19 protein-coding genes and 1 tRNA gene are annotated in these 16,167 nt (G+C 62.3%); 16 read left to right on the top strand and 4 right to left on the bottom strand.

The window, feature by feature from the left end:
• The first annotated feature begins 101 nt into the window (after window positions 1-101).
• Window positions 102-192, top strand: a tRNA-Ser gene (locus NKH80_RS00995).
• Window positions 193-243: 51 nt separating this feature from the next.
• On the opposite strand, the gene NKH80_RS00990 is transcribed toward NKH80_RS00995, so the two are convergent.
• Entirely contained in the window at window positions 244-1,134 is an 891-nt protein-coding gene (locus tag NKH80_RS00990; RefSeq protein ID WP_352738173.1) for an alpha/beta fold hydrolase, read from the bottom strand.
• A gap of 312 nt (window positions 1,135-1,446) precedes the next feature.
• Complete coding sequence (locus tag NKH80_RS00985; RefSeq protein ID WP_352689608.1) at window positions 1,447-3,486, bottom strand: lytic transglycosylase domain-containing protein; 2,040 nt, start codon at window positions 3,484-3,486, stop codon at window positions 1,447-1,449.
• A 228-nt stretch (window positions 3,487-3,714) separates the two neighbouring features.
• On the opposite strand from NKH80_RS00985, the gene dapA reads away from it, so the two are divergent.
• From dapA to NKH80_RS00955, 6 genes are all read left to right on the top strand, one after another.
• The gene (gene dapA, locus NKH80_RS00980; protein ID WP_352647295.1) at window positions 3,715-4,596 is read left to right on the top strand and encodes a 4-hydroxy-tetrahydrodipicolinate synthase; all 882 of its coding nucleotides are present in this window, start codon (window positions 3,715-3,717) and stop codon (window positions 4,594-4,596) included.
• 25 nt (window positions 4,597-4,621) lie between these two features.
• On the top strand, window positions 4,622-5,101 hold the full coding sequence (smpB, locus tag NKH80_RS00975; RefSeq protein WP_023768487.1) for an SsrA-binding protein SmpB: 480 nt from the start codon (window positions 4,622-4,624) through the stop codon (window positions 5,099-5,101).
• Between the two features lie 102 nt (window positions 5,102-5,203).
• The gene (locus NKH80_RS00970) at window positions 5,204-5,932 is read left to right on the top strand and encodes a GH25 family lysozyme (RefSeq protein ID WP_352689564.1); all 729 of its coding nucleotides are present in this window, start codon (window positions 5,204-5,206) and stop codon (window positions 5,930-5,932) included.
• A 170-nt stretch (window positions 5,933-6,102) separates the two neighbouring features.
• Window positions 6,103-6,330: a hypothetical protein gene (locus NKH80_RS00965; RefSeq protein ID WP_352689565.1), complete on the top strand. Its 228-nt coding sequence runs from the start codon at window positions 6,103-6,105 to the stop codon at window positions 6,328-6,330.
• 108 nt (window positions 6,331-6,438) lie between these two features.
• Window positions 6,439-6,822, top strand: a complete 384-nt coding sequence (locus NKH80_RS00960) for a hypothetical protein (protein WP_352989078.1) — start codon at window positions 6,439-6,441, stop codon at window positions 6,820-6,822.
• A 4-nt stretch (window positions 6,823-6,826) separates the two neighbouring features.
• The gene (locus NKH80_RS00955) at window positions 6,827-6,958 is read left to right on the top strand and encodes a hypothetical protein (RefSeq protein ID WP_352508496.1); all 132 of its coding nucleotides are present in this window, start codon (window positions 6,827-6,829) and stop codon (window positions 6,956-6,958) included.
• 30 nt (window positions 6,959-6,988) lie between these two features.
• On the opposite strand, the gene NKH80_RS00950 is transcribed toward NKH80_RS00955, so the two are convergent.
• Window positions 6,989-7,666, bottom strand: a complete 678-nt coding sequence (locus NKH80_RS00950; protein WP_352647302.1) for a uracil-DNA glycosylase — start codon at window positions 7,664-7,666, stop codon at window positions 6,989-6,991.
• Window positions 7,663-8,244 (bottom strand): LabA-like NYN domain-containing protein, encoded by a 582-nt coding sequence (locus tag NKH80_RS00945; protein ID WP_292657898.1) that lies wholly within the window; start codon window positions 8,242-8,244, stop codon window positions 7,663-7,665. Before NKH80_RS00945 ends, NKH80_RS00950 begins: the two co-directional genes overlap by 4 nt.
• 290 nt (window positions 8,245-8,534) lie before the next feature.
• Here NKH80_RS00945 and rpoZ point away from each other — a divergent pair, with 290 nt between their 5' ends.
• The 9 genes from rpoZ to era all read left to right on the top strand — a co-directional run bounded on the left by rpoZ (window position 8,535) and on the right by era (window position 16,141).
• Window positions 8,535-8,936, top strand: a complete 402-nt coding sequence (gene rpoZ, locus NKH80_RS00940) for a DNA-directed RNA polymerase subunit omega (protein ID WP_023677773.1) — start codon at window positions 8,535-8,537, stop codon at window positions 8,934-8,936.
• Window positions 8,937-9,047: 111 nt separating this feature from the next.
• Window positions 9,048-11,276 (top strand): RelA/SpoT family protein, encoded by a 2,229-nt coding sequence (locus NKH80_RS00935; protein WP_254820189.1) that lies wholly within the window; start codon window positions 9,048-9,050, stop codon window positions 11,274-11,276.
• A 107-nt stretch (window positions 11,277-11,383) separates the two neighbouring features.
• The gene (gene pyrE, locus NKH80_RS00930) at window positions 11,384-11,962 is read left to right on the top strand and encodes an orotate phosphoribosyltransferase (RefSeq protein WP_352508499.1); all 579 of its coding nucleotides are present in this window, start codon (window positions 11,384-11,386) and stop codon (window positions 11,960-11,962) included.
• A 95-nt stretch (window positions 11,963-12,057) separates the two neighbouring features.
• Window positions 12,058-12,438, top strand: coding sequence for a VOC family protein (locus tag NKH80_RS00925; RefSeq protein WP_352480324.1), 381 nt, complete (start codon window positions 12,058-12,060; stop codon window positions 12,436-12,438).
• Between the two features lie 231 nt (window positions 12,439-12,669).
• Window positions 12,670-13,251 carry a DUF2062 domain-containing protein gene (locus tag NKH80_RS00920; protein WP_254820192.1) on the top strand — a complete coding sequence of 194 codons (582 nt, stop codon included), beginning with the start codon at window positions 12,670-12,672 and terminating at the stop codon, window positions 13,249-13,251.
• The gene (gene acpS, locus NKH80_RS00915; RefSeq protein ID WP_254820193.1) at window positions 13,248-13,661 is read left to right on the top strand and encodes a holo-ACP synthase; all 414 of its coding nucleotides are present in this window, start codon (window positions 13,248-13,250) and stop codon (window positions 13,659-13,661) included. Before NKH80_RS00920 ends, acpS begins: the two co-directional genes overlap by 4 nt.
• 77 nt (window positions 13,662-13,738) lie before the next feature.
• Window positions 13,739-14,488, top strand: coding sequence for a signal peptidase I (gene lepB / locus NKH80_RS00910; protein ID WP_352508500.1), 750 nt, complete (start codon window positions 13,739-13,741; stop codon window positions 14,486-14,488).
• A 4-nt stretch (window positions 14,489-14,492) separates the two neighbouring features.
• Window positions 14,493-15,218 (top strand): ribonuclease III, encoded by a 726-nt coding sequence (gene rnc, locus NKH80_RS00905; protein WP_254820195.1) that lies wholly within the window; start codon window positions 14,493-14,495, stop codon window positions 15,216-15,218.
• Window positions 15,215-16,141 carry a GTPase Era gene (gene era / locus NKH80_RS00900; protein WP_023677765.1) on the top strand — a complete coding sequence of 309 codons (927 nt, stop codon included), beginning with the start codon at window positions 15,215-15,217 and terminating at the stop codon, window positions 16,139-16,141. The genes rnc and era overlap by 4 nt, the downstream gene beginning before the upstream one ends.
• Window positions 16,142-16,167 lie beyond the last annotated feature (26 nt).

The raw sequence follows: 16,167 nt of genomic DNA, 5'->3' as shown, positions 1-16,167 counted from the left end.
CGCAAGCCACAGGTGGCAATTTGGCGGAAGCCCGATTTTTCGACGATAGTGACACCAGCTTGTTGATTGTGGCGGCGCTTTTCTTTATCCACCGGCGCAACGGAGAGGTGGCCGAGTGGTCGAAGGCGCTCCCCTGCTAAGGGAGTAGAGGTCAAAAGCTTCTCGTGGGTTCGAATCCCATCCTCTCCGCCACCGCTCAAAGTCGGTGCAGCACTGCCCAATAAATTCCTCAGTTCTCGAGCTTTACTTCCCATCACCCCGCCGCTCCGCCCGCTCGAAAAAACCAGCGATCCTGCCCGTAAGGATCCCGGACTCCAAGAACGGTGCATGCCCCTGGCCGTCGACCGTGATCGTTTCGATGTCGGCATGGCCCGTGCGCATCTGCTCGAGTGTTTCCGCGGACAGCAGCTTCGAGTTGGCGCCGCGTATGACGAGCATCGGAACCGCCGCCAGCGCGTCGAACTGCGGCCACAGATCAGGCAGCGGCTGAGTGAGGTCTAGGCCCGCCAGCGTGTCGACCAGTTTCGGGTCGAAGTCGGGCAGAAATCCCTCCTTGGCCTCGCGGTAGAAGGCTGACGCCATCCGCTCCCAATCCGCATCGGTCAGCGCCGGAAAATCCGGGCCATGGATGCTGCGCAGGTCGCGGACCACCTCGGCGTACGTCTTCGGCCTTGGCATGGGGTCGAGGTAGGAGCGGATATGGGCGAGACCTTGCGACTCGATCACCGGGCCGATGTCGTTGAGGACGATGGCCTTCAGCATGGCCGGCCGCATCGCCCCGAGCACATGGATGATCAATCCACCGCGCGACGTGCCGATGAAGGCAGCCTCCTCGATGCTCAGCGCCGCCAGCCCGGCGAGAATATCGCCGGCTTCGATGCCGATATTGTAATGGCCGATATCGGCATCGTAGGCGGACTGCCCGCGCCCGCGATAGTCGAAAGCGACGACCTTGCGCTTCCCCTGCACTGATAGATAAAGCGCCAGCTCGTGAAAATCACGGCAATTGCGGGTCAGGCCGGGCAGGCAAACGACTGGCCAATGGCCGGAATTCGCTTCGTCGTAGATGCGGGCGTGCAGGGACAGCCCGTCCGGCGCGGCGTAGAAGAAGTCGGAGAAGCCTTGGCTTGCCATGGTATTCCCTTGCCTCGTCCGGGTCGTTTCCGACAGCTACAGGCGAGGGCAGAGGCGGTCAAATCGAAGCGTCGGCGCTGAGAATCTTCGAGATGTCGGCGGACAGCGCCCCTCTGGCCTGCCGGCCATCTCCCCCACAAGGGTACCCTCAAAGGGGGGAGATCGGCCATCATCTCCGTTTTCGATAACATCCCAAGTTGCAGAAAAGTACCCCTCAGCGAAGCTGCCAATCTCCCACTAGAGGGGGAGATGTCCGGCAGGACAGAGGGGGGCGCGAAGGATCGCAGCCTGACTTGGCTTGAAGCCCGGTCGTCACCCTCGGCCGTTCACCAGATCCCCGACAATGTCGTATTTGCCGGAAATGCGCATCTTGTAGACCTCGTAATTCTCCATCACGCGCTGGACGTAACTTCTTGTTTCCGTATAGGGAATTCGCTCGATCCAGTCGACGATGGCGTCGACGTCCTTGCCGCGCGGGTCGCCGTATTTCGCCACCCACTGGGCGGCGCGGGTGGGGCCGGCATTGTAGCCTGCGAAGGTCAGCACGTAGGAGCCATCGAAACGGCCGAGCTGCTCGCCGAGAAAGGCAGCGCCCAGCGTTGCATTGTAGCCGGCATCGGTGGTCAGCCGGGCCTGAGAAAATGTGATGCCGGCCTTCTTCGCCAATTGCTTGGCCGTGCCCGGCATCAGCTGCAGCAGTCCGCGCGCGCCGGCGCTGGAGACAGCGCCGATGTTGAACTCGCTTTCCTGCCGGGCAATCGCATAGGCCAGCGCCTTGCCCGAGCCGGTGATGTTGGCGGTGTCGGGAATGACGCCGAGCGGATGCGACAGCGCGCCGACGTCGATGCCGCGGGCGCCGGCGATCTTGCCGACCTTCAGCGCCATGAAATGGTTGCCTTGTCTTTCCGCCAGCGCCGCCAGCAGCGCAAGTTCGCCGGGGCTGTTCAGCTGCCCGGCAAGATCGCGGTATAGCGTTTCGGCGTAGTGGTCATAGCCGGCCTCCTGCAGCCGCTTGATGGCGCTGACCGCCTCGCGGGTGGCAAAATTCCGGCGGTCGGCGGCACTTGGCTGGGGGTAGACGATGTTGAGGGTCTGCCGGCCGACGCGCTCGCCGGCGAGCTGGCCGTAAAAGGTCGTGCCGTAGCTGGCGGCGCGGCTGAAATAATCCTTGTCATTGCCGGGCCCGCCGACTTCGGCGGCGCGGCCGAGCCAGTAATAGGCGCGCGACAGCGACATCGGCCCCTGGGCGAGCTCGGCGATTCGCGCAAAATGCTTGGCGGCGGTGGCGGGATCGTTGAGGCCACGCAGTGCGTACCAGCCGGCGTGGAATTCCGCCTCGGCGGCCTTGGCGGCACTTTCGAAGGCGTGCGCGGCGACTATTCTGTAGGCGGTCTTCATGTCGCCCTGGTCGACCAGCTCGCGCGACAGCACCCGGCGCTCGACCCACCAGGCGTCCGGATCGACCAGCGCGTCACGGTCGCCCGGCGCTTTCATCACCAGCGCGGCGGCGTCGGAAAATTTCTGCTGCTTGCGCAGATATTCGGCTTCAGCAAAGAGATAGCCAGCCGCCCGCTGCGCCGTCGGCACCGCCTTCAGCAGCTTGGCCGCGTTCTTGTCGCCTTTGGTGACTGCCGCCCAGGCGTCGGCCAATTGCTGGGCGCCGGCGAGACCGGCGACGCGCAGCGCCGAAGCGACCCGGTCGGCATAGAACATGCGCTCCATGCGGAAGCGATGGTCGGCGGCCGGGATCAGCGCGCCGAACTCGCGGATGACCGCCGCCTCGTCCCTGGCTTCGAGCTTTTCGGTGCGCCAGAATGGCGACAGCACCGAGCGCGCCGCCTTCGTATCGCCCAGCGCTACATAGGAGCGGGCCAGGATCACCACGCCCTCGAAGGTCAGCGGCTGGCTGCCGTCGAACGCCCGCACCACGACATGTGGCAAGGGGTTCTCGCGATAGAGCGCGCGCTCGCTGTTCTTGCGCAAGGCGATCGTGCCCGGCCAGTTCGGCAGCATCTTCGCGGCATCGGCGATGTCGCCGCTCGGCACCTGGTCGCCGCCATAAAGCGCTATCGCCCAGGCAAGGATGTGCCGGTCTAGCGATTTGGTCGGCAGCGCCTCGCGCACCTGGCGCGCGCGCTGAATGTCGTTTGCCGCCAGCGCGTCGAGACCGCTCTTCAGCACCGCAACGCTGGCGGACGGCGACGGGGACTGCGGCAGCGCATCGTTGTCCGGCGCCGTCATCGGGATCGCCGACGTGACCCGCATATCGACGCTGCCGCCGATCGCCGCGCCGGGTATCAGCGCGACGATCGCGCCGAAAAGCGCGAAAAGATGAGGCCGCCTGGCCGGCATGGATCTGGTCATTTCCTGTTCTTCGACGTTACAGCAGGCACAGTTGAACCGAAGCCTATTCGTCGGTGGTGAAGGGCCCGTAAAGAAAATCTTATTGAGGTCGTTCGAATTGCGATTGCCGGCGCAATGCTTGCCGCGCAACAATGTCGAGACTATGGTGCGCGGCTTCGCTTTCGGCTAGAAGGCAGCGCACGACAAAACCCGAAAGGCCCCAAGGAGTTGGACGACATGCTGAGAGGCTCGCTGACCGCGCTCGTCACACCGTTCGAAAAGAGCGGCCGTTTCGACGAGAAAGCCTTTCGCGCGTTCATAGCCTGGCAGATCGCCGAAGGCACGACGGGCGTGGTCCCGGTCGGCACCACCGGCGAGTCGCCGACGCTGTCGCATGACGAGCACCGCCAAGTCGTCAAGGTTTGCATCGAGGTCGCCAAGGGCCGGGTTCCGGTCGTCGCCGGCGCCGGCTCCAACAACACCGAAGAGGCGGTCGGCCTGGTCCAGTTTGCCGAGAAGGCGGGCGCCGACGCGGCCCTTGTCGTCACGCCCTATTACAACAGGCCGACGCAGCGCGGCCTCTATGCGCATTTCGCCGCCGTCGCCAAGGCGACCAGCCTGCCGATCATCATCTACAACATTCCACCGCGCTCGGTGGTCGACATGAGCCCGGAGACGATGGGGCAATTGGTGCACGACTTCAAGAACATCGTCGGCGTCAAGGATGCCACCGGCAAGGTCGAGCGGGTTTCAGAGCAGCGCGCCACCTGCGGCAAGGATTTCATCCAGCTCTCCGGCGAAGACGCCTCGGCACTCGGCTTCAACGCGCATGGCGGTGTCGGTTGCATCTCGGTGACCGCAAATGTCGCGCCCAGGCTCTGCGCCGAATTCCAGGAGGCAACGCTTTCCGGCGACAGCGCCAAGGCGCTCGACCTGCAGGACCGTCTGTTGCCGCTGCACAAGGCGATTTTCATGGAGCCCGGCGTTTCCGGCGCGAAATATGCGCTGTCGAAGCTGGGCAAGGTCGAAAACGTGCTGCGCTCGCCGCTAATGACGGTCGAGCCGTCGACCGCCGAGAAGATCGACGCGGCGATGAAGCACGCCGGCTTGATAAACTAGGGATGAGGCGCCACCTCTCCGCATCATGAATCAAGTCAGAAAAGCCGATCCCAACAACAAGACCGTTGCGGAAAACCGCAAGGCGCGGTTTTCCTATGAGGTGCTCGACACGATCGAGGCCGGTCTTGTGCTGACCGGCACCGAGGTGAAGTCGCTGCGCCAGGGCCAGGCCAACATCCAGGACAGCTACGCCTCGGTCGAGGGCGGCGAGATCTGGCTGATCAATTCCTATTTGCCGGAATACCTGCAGGCCAACCGCTTTAACCACGAGCCACGCCGCCGCCGCAAACTCCTGCTCAACAAGCGCGAGATGGCCAAGCTGGCGCAAAGCGTCGACCGCGAAGGCATGACGCTGGTGCCGCTGAAGATCTACTTCAACGACCAGGGCCGTGCCAAGCTGCTGCTCGCCGTTGGCCGCGGCAAGAAGCTGCACGACAAGCGCGAGACCGAAAAGCAGCGCGACTGGTCGCGCGAGAAGGGCCGGCTGCTGAAAGAGCGAGGGTGAGGGCGGTCCGAAGCGGACGAAAAGCCAATGATTTGGCTTTTCGAGCGACGAACGCCCGGAGCATGGCGGCGGGCAGGGCGGGCCAATGGGGGTAGGTCTCTGTTGAAAAACCGGATCGTCTTGTGGGGTGCTGCCGGTCTGCTCATGGCAGGCCTCATCCTGGCCGGCGGCTATACTTACTTTCAGACGTTTTCTCCGGATCGCGGCAAATATCCGGTCAGGGGCATCGACGTTTCCCACCATCAGCGGCAGATCGACTGGCGGCGTGTTGCCGCCGACGATGTCGCCTTCGCTGTTATCAAGGCAACTGAAGGCGGCGACCATGTCGATGATGCCTTCGCGGGCAATTTGCGTGCGGCCCGCGCCGCCGGCCTTGCCGTCGGCGCCTATCACTTTTTCACCTTCTGCAGGCCCGGTGCCGATCAGGCACGCAACTTCATCTCGGTGGTGCCGCGCGACCAGCCTTTGCTGCCGCCGGTGGTAGACATCGAGTTCGGCGGCAATTGCCCGCAGCGCCCAACTCCCGAACAACTGAGGGCCGAACTCTCAGCCTTCCTCGGCCCGGTCGAAGCAGCGTTCGGCAAGACGGCCATCCTCTATGTGACCGACGAGGCCGCGCAAGCCTATGCCGGGCAGGTAGCCGGCCGCCCGCGCTGGCTGCGTTCGCTGGCGCTGCGGCCAGGCCATGACGACTGGATTTACTGGCAGTACCACAACCGGGGCCGCGTCGACGGCATCAGCGGCGACGTCGACCTGAATGTTCTCCAAGGCGGGCCGGCGACGCTGGCAGCGATGTTTGCCGCAGCGCCTGAAGCGACGGCGTCGGATTGACACTATTCCTGTCCGCCCGAAAGCACCCTCAGTGGCGCGATGACAGAACGACGAAGCCTTGACAAATACGGCTATTCGATAGCGTCTCAGTTTCGAGTTCAGCTTACGACCGTTTTGCAGACTTTATCGGCAGAGATACGCTAGCTTGGCCGCATACTCTGGATTAGCCAATGACCGCAGGACCAAAAAAATCTTGGATAGTCGCAAGCGACGTAGCCGACCGGGACGGAATCGGCGTCGAGCTTTGGATTGAAGGCGACCAAGTGTTGGAGATTTTCCGTGACGACACAAGGCGAACCCGAGAGGTAACTCTGTATCGGAAGGATATTCCTTTGGGGTTAGTCGAGGAGGCGATTGCGAGGTTCAAAGCTGAGATTTCATGGGATTTTGTAGATTGATCAATCGCCGCCCGATTCATTGTTTCCCTAAAAGTTGAACGTCACCGTCCCGCCTTTATGCTTCCACCAACTATTCGTATCGGGGCGGCGCTGTGCTAACTGCATTTGATGCCGGAGCGCCCTTCATCGACCAATGACAGCAACGCCCCGCCTGCAGCGGCGGACGGCGGCGACCCCCGCCTGGCATTTGTCTACGCGGAGGCGGTGCGTGGCCTCCAACACCAGCAGGGCGTGGTTGAAAGTCTCAATACGCGCGCCGGCAATCTGATTTTCGCAACTGCGTTCGCGAGTTCTCTCCTTAGAGGCAGGGCGCTCCTGGATGGCGTAGGGCCTTGGGACTGGCTGGCACTGACGTTGCTTTTTCTGATCGGACTGCTGGTCGCGATTATGTTGTGGCCGTATTATAACTATGCGTTCCGTTTCGATCCCAAGAAGCTGCCCCAGGACTTCGTCGACCAGCACCCTCCCGCAACCGTGGACGGGATGCAATGAGCGCTTGCTGCGCATCAAATCCGACATGGCCAGCAATTGGCGGATCATCCAACGCCTGCGCGTCGCGCTGCAGCTTGCACTGTTTCTGTGGTTGCTGGATCTCCTGGCCTGGTTGTTTGCGATCGCCCGAATCTAAGGCTCGTGCCCTGGCGGGCCTCGTCCGACTCTATGTCTTCAGAAAAGCTTCTATCTGACTGAAGACGTCGACGAACATCGCTTCCGTCAACACGCCGGTATTGGTGTTGTAGCGCGAGCAATGATAGCTGGAAAACAGCGTGATGCCATTGGCCTGCTGCTGCCCACCATGCCGGAACGGATAGGCGGCAACGCGTTGGCCGAGCGCCCGCACGGTCGACTGGTGCGCGATCGAGCCCAGCGCCAGCACAGCGCGCAGATTTGGAAACCGCGCAATCGTCGGTACCAGGAACGTCCGGCAGGTCGCTATCTCGGCGCCAACCGGCTTGTTATCCGGCGGCACGCAGCGCACCGCATTGGTAATCGCCGAACCGACAAGCTCCAGCCCGTCATCTGGTCGCGCTTTGAATTCGCCGCGCGCAAAGCCGTGCGCGATCAGCGTGTTGTAGAGCAGGTCGCCGGCAAAATCGCCGGTGAAGGGGCGCCCCGTCCGGTTCGCCCCGCGCAGGCCAGGCGCCAGGCCGACGATCAGCAAGCGCACCGCATCCTCGCCTTCCGGCGGCAAAAAGGTCGGCACTGGCGCGTTGAACCAGGACGGCTCGCGCCGCCGCCACTCGGCGATGAAGTCGTGCAGCCGCGGGCAGAGCGGGCAATCGCGATCGGGTTCGGGCGAGACGACCAGGGGCGCGGTCAAGGCAACGACCGTCAATAGTCTTCCTCGTCGACTTCGGCCGGTTCGGGCCGACGCACCGGCCGCTCCGACGGATCGCGGCCGACTTCGTTCTTGAGTGTCATCAGGTCAATGAAATGGTCGGCCTGGCGGCGCAGATCGTCGGAGATCATCGGCGGCTGCGACGCCATCGTCGAGACGATCGACACCTTGCGCCCGCGCCGCTGCAGCGCCTCGACCAGCGTACGGAAATCGCCGTCGCCTGAGAAGATGACATAATGGTCGACGACGTCGGCAAGCTCCAGCGCATCGACGGTCAGCTCGATATCCATATTGCCCTTGATCTTGCGCCGGCCGGTCGAGTCGGTGAATTCCTTGGCCGGCTTGGTCACCACCTTGAAGCCGTTATAATCGAGCCAGTCGATCAGCGGACGTATCGAGGAGTATTCCTGATCCTCGACCAGCGCGGTGTAGTAATAGGCGCGCAGCAGATAGCCGCGTTTCTGGAAGCTCGACAAAAGTTTGCGGTAGTCGATGTCAAAACCCAGCGCGCGCGAGGTGGCGTAGAGATTTGCACCGTCGATAAAGAGAGCGATTTTTTCACGAGGATCGAACATGGAAAAATGTCCTTTTTCGAAATAAGCGGTCGTCTAAATGCGTCGCGACTACCGGCCAGTCTGATACCGGTCTGATAATAGACCTGTTGGCCTTCATTGTTCGAGATAACGCCAGTTTTACGGCAATCCAAGGCGCCATGCCGCACTGCAAGCAATTGTGATCGGCGCTGTGTCGTCGCAGGCGGCCCGCGTCGGAGCTGCGCACCGCCATAAAAGCTTGTATTTTGGCGGCGTTCGGGTTATGGACCGCGCCTGTTTTCCATTAAATCCAGGCATGAAAGGGGCAACTCATGGCCCGCGTAACCGTTGAAGATTGCATCGACAAGGTCGACAACCGCTTCGAGCTGGTGCTCCTGGCCGGCCACCGCGCCCGTCAGATCAGCCAGGGCGCGCAGATCACCGTACCGCGCGACAACGACAAGAACCCGGTCGTTGCGCTCCGCGAAATCGCCGAAGAGACGCTGTCGCCGGACGACCTCAAGGAAGATCTCATCCATTCGCTGCAGAAGCATGTCGAGGTCGATGAGCCGGAAGCCGATGGCGAGGCGATTGCCGACCAGACCGGCAGCGCCGTTGCGGCCACCGATGCCGACGACGCCGAGGACAACGTCACCTTCGATCGCATGACCGAAGAAGACCTGTTGGCCGGCATCGAAGGTTTGGTGCCGCCGGAAAAAAGCGACGATTATTGATCTTAGCGACAACTGCCGACACTTTCGCGTCGGCAGTTTCGTGGCTATCTATGACATGCGCCGTACGCCAGTGCGGCGCATGATTCATTTCAGCATTGCGAGATCCCGCCCATGATGCGTCAGTATGAGCTTGTCGAGCGCGTCCAGCGCTACAAGCCTGACGTCAACGAGGCGCTGCTCAACAAGGCCTATGTCTACGCCATGCAGAAGCATGGCCACCAGAAGCGCGCTTCCGGCGATCCCTATTTCTCGCATCCGCTCGAAGTCGCCGCCATCCTCACCGAAATGCATATGGACGAGGCGACGATCGCCGTTGCCTTGCTGCATGACACGATCGAGGACACCACGGCGACCAGGGCCGAGATCGACGAATTGTTCGGCCCGGAAATGGGCAAGCTGGTCGAAGGCTTGACCAAGCTGAAGAAGCTCGACCTCGTCTCCAAAAAGGCCGAGCAGGCGGAGAACCTACGCAAGCTGTTGCTGGCGATCTCGGAAGACGTTCGCGTGCTGCTGGTCAAGCTCGCCGACCGCCTGCACAACATGCGCACGCTCGACCATGTGCCGGAAGCCAAGCGCCTGCGCATCGCCGAGGAAACGATGGATATCTATGCGCCGCTGGCCGGGCGCATGGGCATGCAAGGCATGCGCGAGGAGCTCGAGGAGATCGCCTTCCGCTTCATCAATCCGGAAGCCTACCGCGCCGTCACCGCACGGCTGGCCGAAATTTTCGAGCGCAACAAGGGCGTGCTGTCCGAAATCGAGAAGGCGCTCTCCACGCTGTTCGACAAATATTCGATCAAGGCCGAGGTCAAGAGCCGGCAGAAGAAGCCGTGGTCGGTGTTCCGCAAGATGGAAGCCAAGGCGTTGTCGTTCGAGCAGCTGTCCGACATCTTCGGCTTTCGCGTCGTCGTCGATACCGTCGAGGACTGCTACCGGGCGCTCGGCGCCATCCACACCACCTGGTCGATGGTGCCGGGCCGCTTCAAGGACTACATCTCGACACCGAAGCAGAACGATTACCGCTCGATCCACACCACCATCGTCGGCCCGTCGCGCCAGCGCGTCGAATTGCAGATCCGCACCTACCAGATGAACAAGATCGCCGAATACGGCGTCGCCGCTCATTCGATCTATAAGGATACCGGCGGCAAGATGAATGGTGCCGCCCATGCGATCTCGAAGGAAACCAATGCCTATGCCTGGCTGCGGCGCACCATCGAGCAGCTTGCCGAAGGCGACAACCCCGAGGACTTCCTCGAAAACACCAAGCTGGAACTGTTCCAGGACCAGGTGTTCTGCTTTACGCCGAAGGGCATGCTGATCGCGCTGCCGCGCGGCGCCACGCCGATCGACTTTGCCTATGCCGTCCACACCGATGTCGGCGACACTTGCGTCGGCGCCAAGGTCAATGGCCGCATCATGCCGCTGATGACGGAGCTGAAGAACGGCGACGAGGTTGAGATCATCCGCTCGAAGGCGCAGGTGCCGCCTGCGGCATGGGAATCGGTGGTGGTTACCGGCAAGGCGCGGTCGGCCATCCGCCGCGCCACCAAGAACGCTATTCGGAAGCAATATTCAGGTCTCGGTATCCGCATTCTGGAGCGCGCCTTCGAACGGTCCGGCAAGACCTTCACCAAGGAAAGCCTGAAGCCGGTGCTGCACCGCCTCGCGCGCAAGGACATCGAGGATGTGCTGGCCGCGGTCGGCCGAGGCGAAGTTGCCTCCACCGATGTCATGAAGGCGGTGTTTCCCGACTACAAGGACGAGCGCGTCACGCTGGTCGCGCCCAAGCAGCGCGAGGAGGGCTGGTCGAAGATCCGCAATGCCGCCGGCATGCTGTTCCAGATTCCGGGCCGCGCCGCGCGCAAGGATAAAAACCAGCCGCGCGACGATGCGGTGCCGATCCGCGGTGTGCGCGGCGATTTGCCGGTGCGCTTCGCGCCGGAAGGGGCAGTGCCAGGCGATCGCATCGTCGGCATCGTGCAGCCGGGAACCGGTATCACCATCTATCCGATCCAGTCGCCGGCGTTGCAGGCCTTTGACGACCAGCCCGAGCGCTGGATCGACGTGCGCTGGGATATTGACGAGCGCACCAAGGAGCGGTTCCCGGCGCGCGTCTCGGTCACCGCCATCAACGCGCCGGGTTCGCTAGCCGACATTGCGCAAGTCGTCGCATCCAACGATGCCAACATCCACACTTTGTCGATGGTGCGCACCGCGCCCGATTTCACCGAAATGCTGATCGATCTCGAAGTGTGGGACCTCAAGCACTTGAACAGGCTGCTGTCGCAGCTAAAGGACAATTCGAGCGTCAGCGACGCGCGACGCGTGAATGGGTGAATAGTGAATAGTGAATAGTGAATAGTGAATAGTGAATAGTGAAAGAGAGTGCACTCACTACTCACTACAATTCACCATTCACATTCACCATGGGCATGGAGTGAAAGATGAACACCGACGAAGTGCTGGGCATTTTCCGCGAGGCCGGCGCCGTTCTTGAAGGGCATTTCATCCTGACGTCCGGCCTGCGCAGCCCGGTCTTCCTGCAGAAGGCGCGCGTGTTCATGCATGCCGACAAGACCGAGCGCTTGTGCAAGGCGCTCGCCGAAAAGATCCGCACTGGCGTGCCCGGCAGGATCGACTACGTCGTCGGCCCGGCGATCGGCGGGCTGATCCCGGCCTATGAGACCTCGCGCCATCTTGGTGTGCCGGCGATCTGGGTCGAGCGGGAAGGGGGCGAATTCAGGCTGCGCCGCTTCGAGATCGCCAAGGGATCGCGCGTCGTCATTGTCGAGGACATCGTCACCACCGGCCTGTCGATCCGCGAGACCATCGACTGTCTGCGCGCACTTGGCGCCGATGTCGTTGCCGCTGCGTGCATCATTGACCGCTCGGCCGGCAAGACCGATGTCGGCGTGCCGCTGATCGCGCTCGCCGAATACGAGGTTCCGGCCTATCCGGCCGACAGGCTGCCGCCCGAGCTTGCCGCCCTACCGGCGATCAAGCCGGGCAGCCGCAATATCTAATGCATGTCGCCCAAAGCTTATCCTCGGGCTTGAACCGAGCATGTGCAGCGGTTTTGGGACAAAGAAATGCATAAAACAAGTCAAGAGGCGCTGCCGTGATTGCTGGTATCGACCATTTCGTGCTGACGGTTCGCTCCGTTGAAGACACCTGCGCCTTCTATCAGCGCGTGCTTGGCTTCAAGCGCCTCGACGAGCCGGACCGGCCGACGGCGCTGCTGTTTGGAACGCAAAAGATCAATGTGCATGAGGTCGGGCACACCTTCGAGCCGAAGGCCAAGGCGCCGACCCCGGGCTCCGGAGATTTCTGCTTGATTGCCGCCCGTCCGCTCGCCGAGATATGTGCCAACCTCGCCGCCAATGGCGTGGTGATAGAGGTCGGCCCGGTCGAGCGTGCCGGCGCTCGTGGCGCGATGATGTCGGTCTATTTTCGTGACCCGGACGGCAACCTCGTCGAGGTCAGCGAATATCGACCCTAAGTGGCGCTCCTTAAATTCGCCGCGATCATGCCCTGTTCAGAACGGCGATACCCAAGGCTGGCGCGACCGGCCACCGAGCGGATGCCCTCGGCCTCGTTGTTCTTCGGCCAGCGCATCGCTATATCAAAGTCGTAGTTGCTTTTCGGCGACCGCAGAGCGCAGCATGGGGCTGTCGCGCCCGGCTGGAGAAGCCGGCGTGAAGCTATTGACGGAACTAGGAACAGGAACAGAGTGCTTTTTCGACGGCGCAAGCCTGATGGTTTCTTAGAGCGGGTGCGTACTTATTTGTGGCCGCGCCGCTCGTTCTCGCGCTCGCTGCGGTATTTTTCCAAGCGCATCCTGCGGCTTAGAGCCACGCCGCATGCCGTGGCCGCCGGTGTTGCGGCGGGCGTATTCGCGTCGTTTTTCCCGCTTGGCTTCCACTTCATCATTGCCGCCATCCTGTGCTGGCTGATCGCCGGCAATCTGGTTGCCGCAGCACTCGGCACGGTCTTCGGCAACCCCCTTACCTTTCCGCTGCTATGGGCCGCCTCCTGGGAGGTCGGCAAGCTGATCCTGCATGAACACCTGCCGGCACACGGACCGCCTGCCCATCTCGGCGACATGCTGCACAATCTTTCCTTTGCGCAATTGTGGGGACCGGTGCTGAAGCCGATGACGGTTGGCGCAATACCGCTCGGCCTGGTTTTCGGGCTGCTGTTTTACGGCATCACCCGCTGGGGCATGGTCACTTTCCAGGAGCAGCGCCGCAAGCGTCTGGCCGAAAGAGCGGCAAAGGCTGGAAAAACCGGGCCGGAAGTTCCCGCCGAATGATTATCGGTATCGGCAGCGATCTCATCGACATCAGACGCATCGAGAAGTCGTTGGAACGTCACGGTCAGCGCTTCATCCAACGCATCTACACCGAGATCGAACAGGCGCGCTCTGAAAACCGCGCGGCGCGTGCGGCCTCCTACGCCAAGCGTTTCGCCGCCAAGGAGGCCTGCGCCAAGGCGTTGGGCACCGGTCTTGCACAGGGTGTGTTCTGGCGTGACATGGGGGTCGTCAACCTGGCCAGCGGCAAGCCGACCATGGCGCTCACCAACGGGGCGGCAGCGCGGCTGGACGAAATCCTGCCTGAAAGGCACCGAGCCGTGATCCACCTCACCATAACCGATGATTTTCCGCTCGCTCAAGCCTTTGTGATCATTGAAGCGTTGCCGGTCGAAGAAGCGCCACATTGATTGCATCTGACCACCGGCATGACGTTGCCCAGCGCGCGCCGAGACTCTATACCATCCAACGCACAATCGAGGACGACATGAGCGTGGCTGAAAAAACCCAGAAGAAATCCGGTGGACTTGGCGAAACCGTCAGCGTCATCGTCCAGGCCCTGCTGCTTGCGTTGGTCATCCGCACGCTCCTGTTCCAGCCGTTCTCGATCCCGTCCGGGTCGATGCGGCCGACTTTGCTCGAAGGCGACTATCTCTTCGTCACCAAGTGGTCCTACGGCTTCTCCCGCTATTCGCTGCCGTTCGGGCCGAACATCTTTTCGGGCCGCATCTGGGGCTCCGAGCCGAAGCGCGGCGACGTGGTGGTGTTCAAGTTTCCGCCGGATCCTTCTGTCGATTATATCAAGCGCGTCGTCGGCCTGCCGGGCGACAAGATCCAGGTCAAGGATGGCCAGCTCTTCATCAACGACGTGGGCGTGCCGCGCGTCAAAGTCGGGCAGATCGACAACCGCGACATCACCGAGGAGAACGGGCCGGTCGATGTCTATCGCGAGACGCTGCCGAACGGCGTCAGCTACGACACGCTCGACCTGACGCAGGCTTCGATCGGCGACAATACCAAAGAGTTCAAGGTGCCGCCCGGTCACTATTTCATGATGGGCGACAATCGCGACAACTCGTCGGACAGCCGCTTCACCGTCGGCTTCGTGCCGGACGAGAATTTGGTCGGCCGCGCCAACCTCATTTTCTTCTCGATCGGCGGCAGCGCCAGCCCGCTCGAAATCTGGAAATGGCCGTCGCAGATGCGCGCCTCGCGCCTGTTCCATTTCGTCAATTAGGACCATGGCGGCGACGAAACGGCTGACCGCCGATGCGCTCGCCGAGGCGCTCAAGGAGCGCACCGGCCACAGTTTTGGCGACCACCAGCGCCTGCAGCGGGCGCTGACCCATGCCAGCGCTCGCGGCAGTCATGCCGGCGTCGACTACGAACGTTTCGAATTCCTGGGCGACCGCGTTCTCGGCCTTGTCGTTGCCGATATGCTGCTGGCGGCATTTCCCGACGCTGCCGAGGGTGAGCTGTCGCTCAGACTGAACGCCCTGGTCAACGCCGAGGCCCTGGCGGAAATCGCCGATGAGATCGGCCTGCCGGAACTCATTCGCGCCGGTTCGGACGTACGCGGCCTCGATGGGCGCAAGCGCGTCAATCTGCGCGCCGATGCACTGGAATCGCTGATCGCCGTGCTCTATCTCGACGGCGGGTTGGAAGCGGCCCGTGCCTTTATCCACAGATACTGGCAGCCGCGCTCGCAAGCCATTGACGCCGCCCGTCGCGATGCGAAAACCGAACTCCAGGAATGGGCGCATCAGGCGGCAAGCGCAGTGCCGGTTTACATAATCGACAGCCGCGAGGGACCGGACCACGATCCGCTGTTCACCGTCAGTGTGAAGGTCGGCGCCTATCCGCCGGCGACCGGTAGCGGGCGCTCCAAGCGCGAAGCGGAGCAGGCTGCAGCCGCGGCACTTCTGCAGCGGGAAGGCGTCTGGCTCGATCAAGGGAGTGCCGCATGACCGCCACCGAAGCTCCCGCAACAGAAGCGCCCGCTACCCGCTCCGGCTTCGTCGCGCTGATTGGCGCGCCCAATGCGGGGAAATCGACGCTGGTCAACCAATTGGTCGGCGCCAAGGTGTCGATCGTGACACACAAGGTGCAGACCACGCGCGCCATCGTGCGCGGCATTGCCACCCACAACAACGCGCAAATCGTTTTCGTCGACACGCCGGGCATATTCAAGCCGAAGCGCCGGCTGGACACCGCGATGGTGACCACAGCCTGGGGCGGTGCCAAGGACGCCGATATCGTGCTGCTCTTGATCGATGCCGAGCGCGGCATCCGGGGCGATGCAGATGCCATCCTCGAGCGGCTGAAGGATGTCCGGCAGCCGATGGTGTTGATCCTCAACAAGGTCGATCGGGTCAAGCACGAGACGTTGCTTGCATTGTCGGCGGCAGCCAACGAAAGGGTGCCGTTCAAGCGCACCTTCATGGTTTCGGCGCTGACGGGGTCCGGCTGCAAGGACCTGCTCGACTATCTCGCCGAGACCCTGCCGGCCGGACCCTGGTACTACCCTGAAGACCAGATCTCCGACCTTCCGATGCGCCAGCTCGCAGCCGAGATCACCCGCGAAAAGCTCTATCTCAGGCTGCATCAGGAACTGCCTTATTCCTCCCACATCGAGACAGAGAAATGGGAAGAGAAGAAGGACGGGTCGGTGCGCATCGACCAGACAATCTATGTCGAGCGCGACAGCCAGAAGAAGATCGTGCTCGGCCATAAGGGCGAGACGATCCGCGCCATCGGCCAGGCCGCGCGCATGGAAATCGCAGGCATCCTCGAGCAGAAGGTGCATCTCTTCCTGTTCGTCAAGGTGCGCGAGAACTGGGGCGACGATCCCGAGCGCTACCGCGAGATGGGGCTCGAATTTCCGCACTGAGCTATCCAAAGATTTGGCCGATCGGT

Origin of the sequence: Mesorhizobium sp. M0904 (assembly GCF_040319475.1) — a bacterium.
Classification (GTDB): domain Bacteria; phylum Pseudomonadota; class Alphaproteobacteria; order Rhizobiales; family Rhizobiaceae; genus Mesorhizobium.
The sequence above is the reverse complement of the archived record's forward strand: the minus strand, read 5'-3'. Positions and strand labels throughout refer to the sequence as shown.

Excerpts from the sequence above, each read along its gene's own strand:
- acpS (WP_254820193.1), top strand. The coding sequence starts at position 13,248 with ATGATTATCGGTATCGGCAGCGATCTCATCGACATCAGACGCATCGAG.
- NKH80_RS00960 (WP_352989078.1), top strand. The coding sequence starts at position 6,439 with ATGCCGGAGCGCCCTTCATCGACCAATGACAGCAACGCCCCGCCTGCA.
- NKH80_RS00985 (WP_352689608.1), bottom strand. The coding sequence starts at position 3,486 with ATGCCGGCCAGGCGGCCTCATCTTTTCGCGCTTTTCGGCGCGATCGTC.
- era (WP_023677765.1), top strand. The coding sequence starts at position 15,215 with ATGACCGCCACCGAAGCTCCCGCAACAGAAGCGCCCGCTACCCGCTCC.
- NKH80_RS00990 (WP_352738173.1), bottom strand. The coding sequence starts at position 1,134 with ATGGCAAGCCAAGGCTTCTCCGACTTCTTCTACGCCGCGCCGGACGGG.
- smpB (WP_023768487.1), top strand. The coding sequence starts at position 4,622 with ATGAATCAAGTCAGAAAAGCCGATCCCAACAACAAGACCGTTGCGGAA.
- pyrE (WP_352508499.1), top strand. The coding sequence starts at position 11,384 with ATGAACACCGACGAAGTGCTGGGCATTTTCCGCGAGGCCGGCGCCGTT.
- rpoZ (WP_023677773.1), top strand. The coding sequence starts at position 8,535 with ATGGCCCGCGTAACCGTTGAAGATTGCATCGACAAGGTCGACAACCGC.
- lepB (WP_352508500.1), top strand. The coding sequence starts at position 13,739 with ATGAGCGTGGCTGAAAAAACCCAGAAGAAATCCGGTGGACTTGGCGAA.
- rnc (WP_254820195.1), top strand. The coding sequence starts at position 14,493 with ATGGCGGCGACGAAACGGCTGACCGCCGATGCGCTCGCCGAGGCGCTC.
- dapA (WP_352647295.1), top strand. The coding sequence starts at position 3,715 with ATGCTGAGAGGCTCGCTGACCGCGCTCGTCACACCGTTCGAAAAGAGC.
- NKH80_RS00965 (WP_352689565.1), top strand. The coding sequence starts at position 6,103 with ATGACCGCAGGACCAAAAAAATCTTGGATAGTCGCAAGCGACGTAGCC.
- NKH80_RS00935 (WP_254820189.1), top strand. The coding sequence starts at position 9,048 with ATGATGCGTCAGTATGAGCTTGTCGAGCGCGTCCAGCGCTACAAGCCT.
- NKH80_RS00945 (WP_292657898.1), bottom strand. The coding sequence starts at position 8,244 with ATGTTCGATCCTCGTGAAAAAATCGCTCTCTTTATCGACGGTGCAAAT.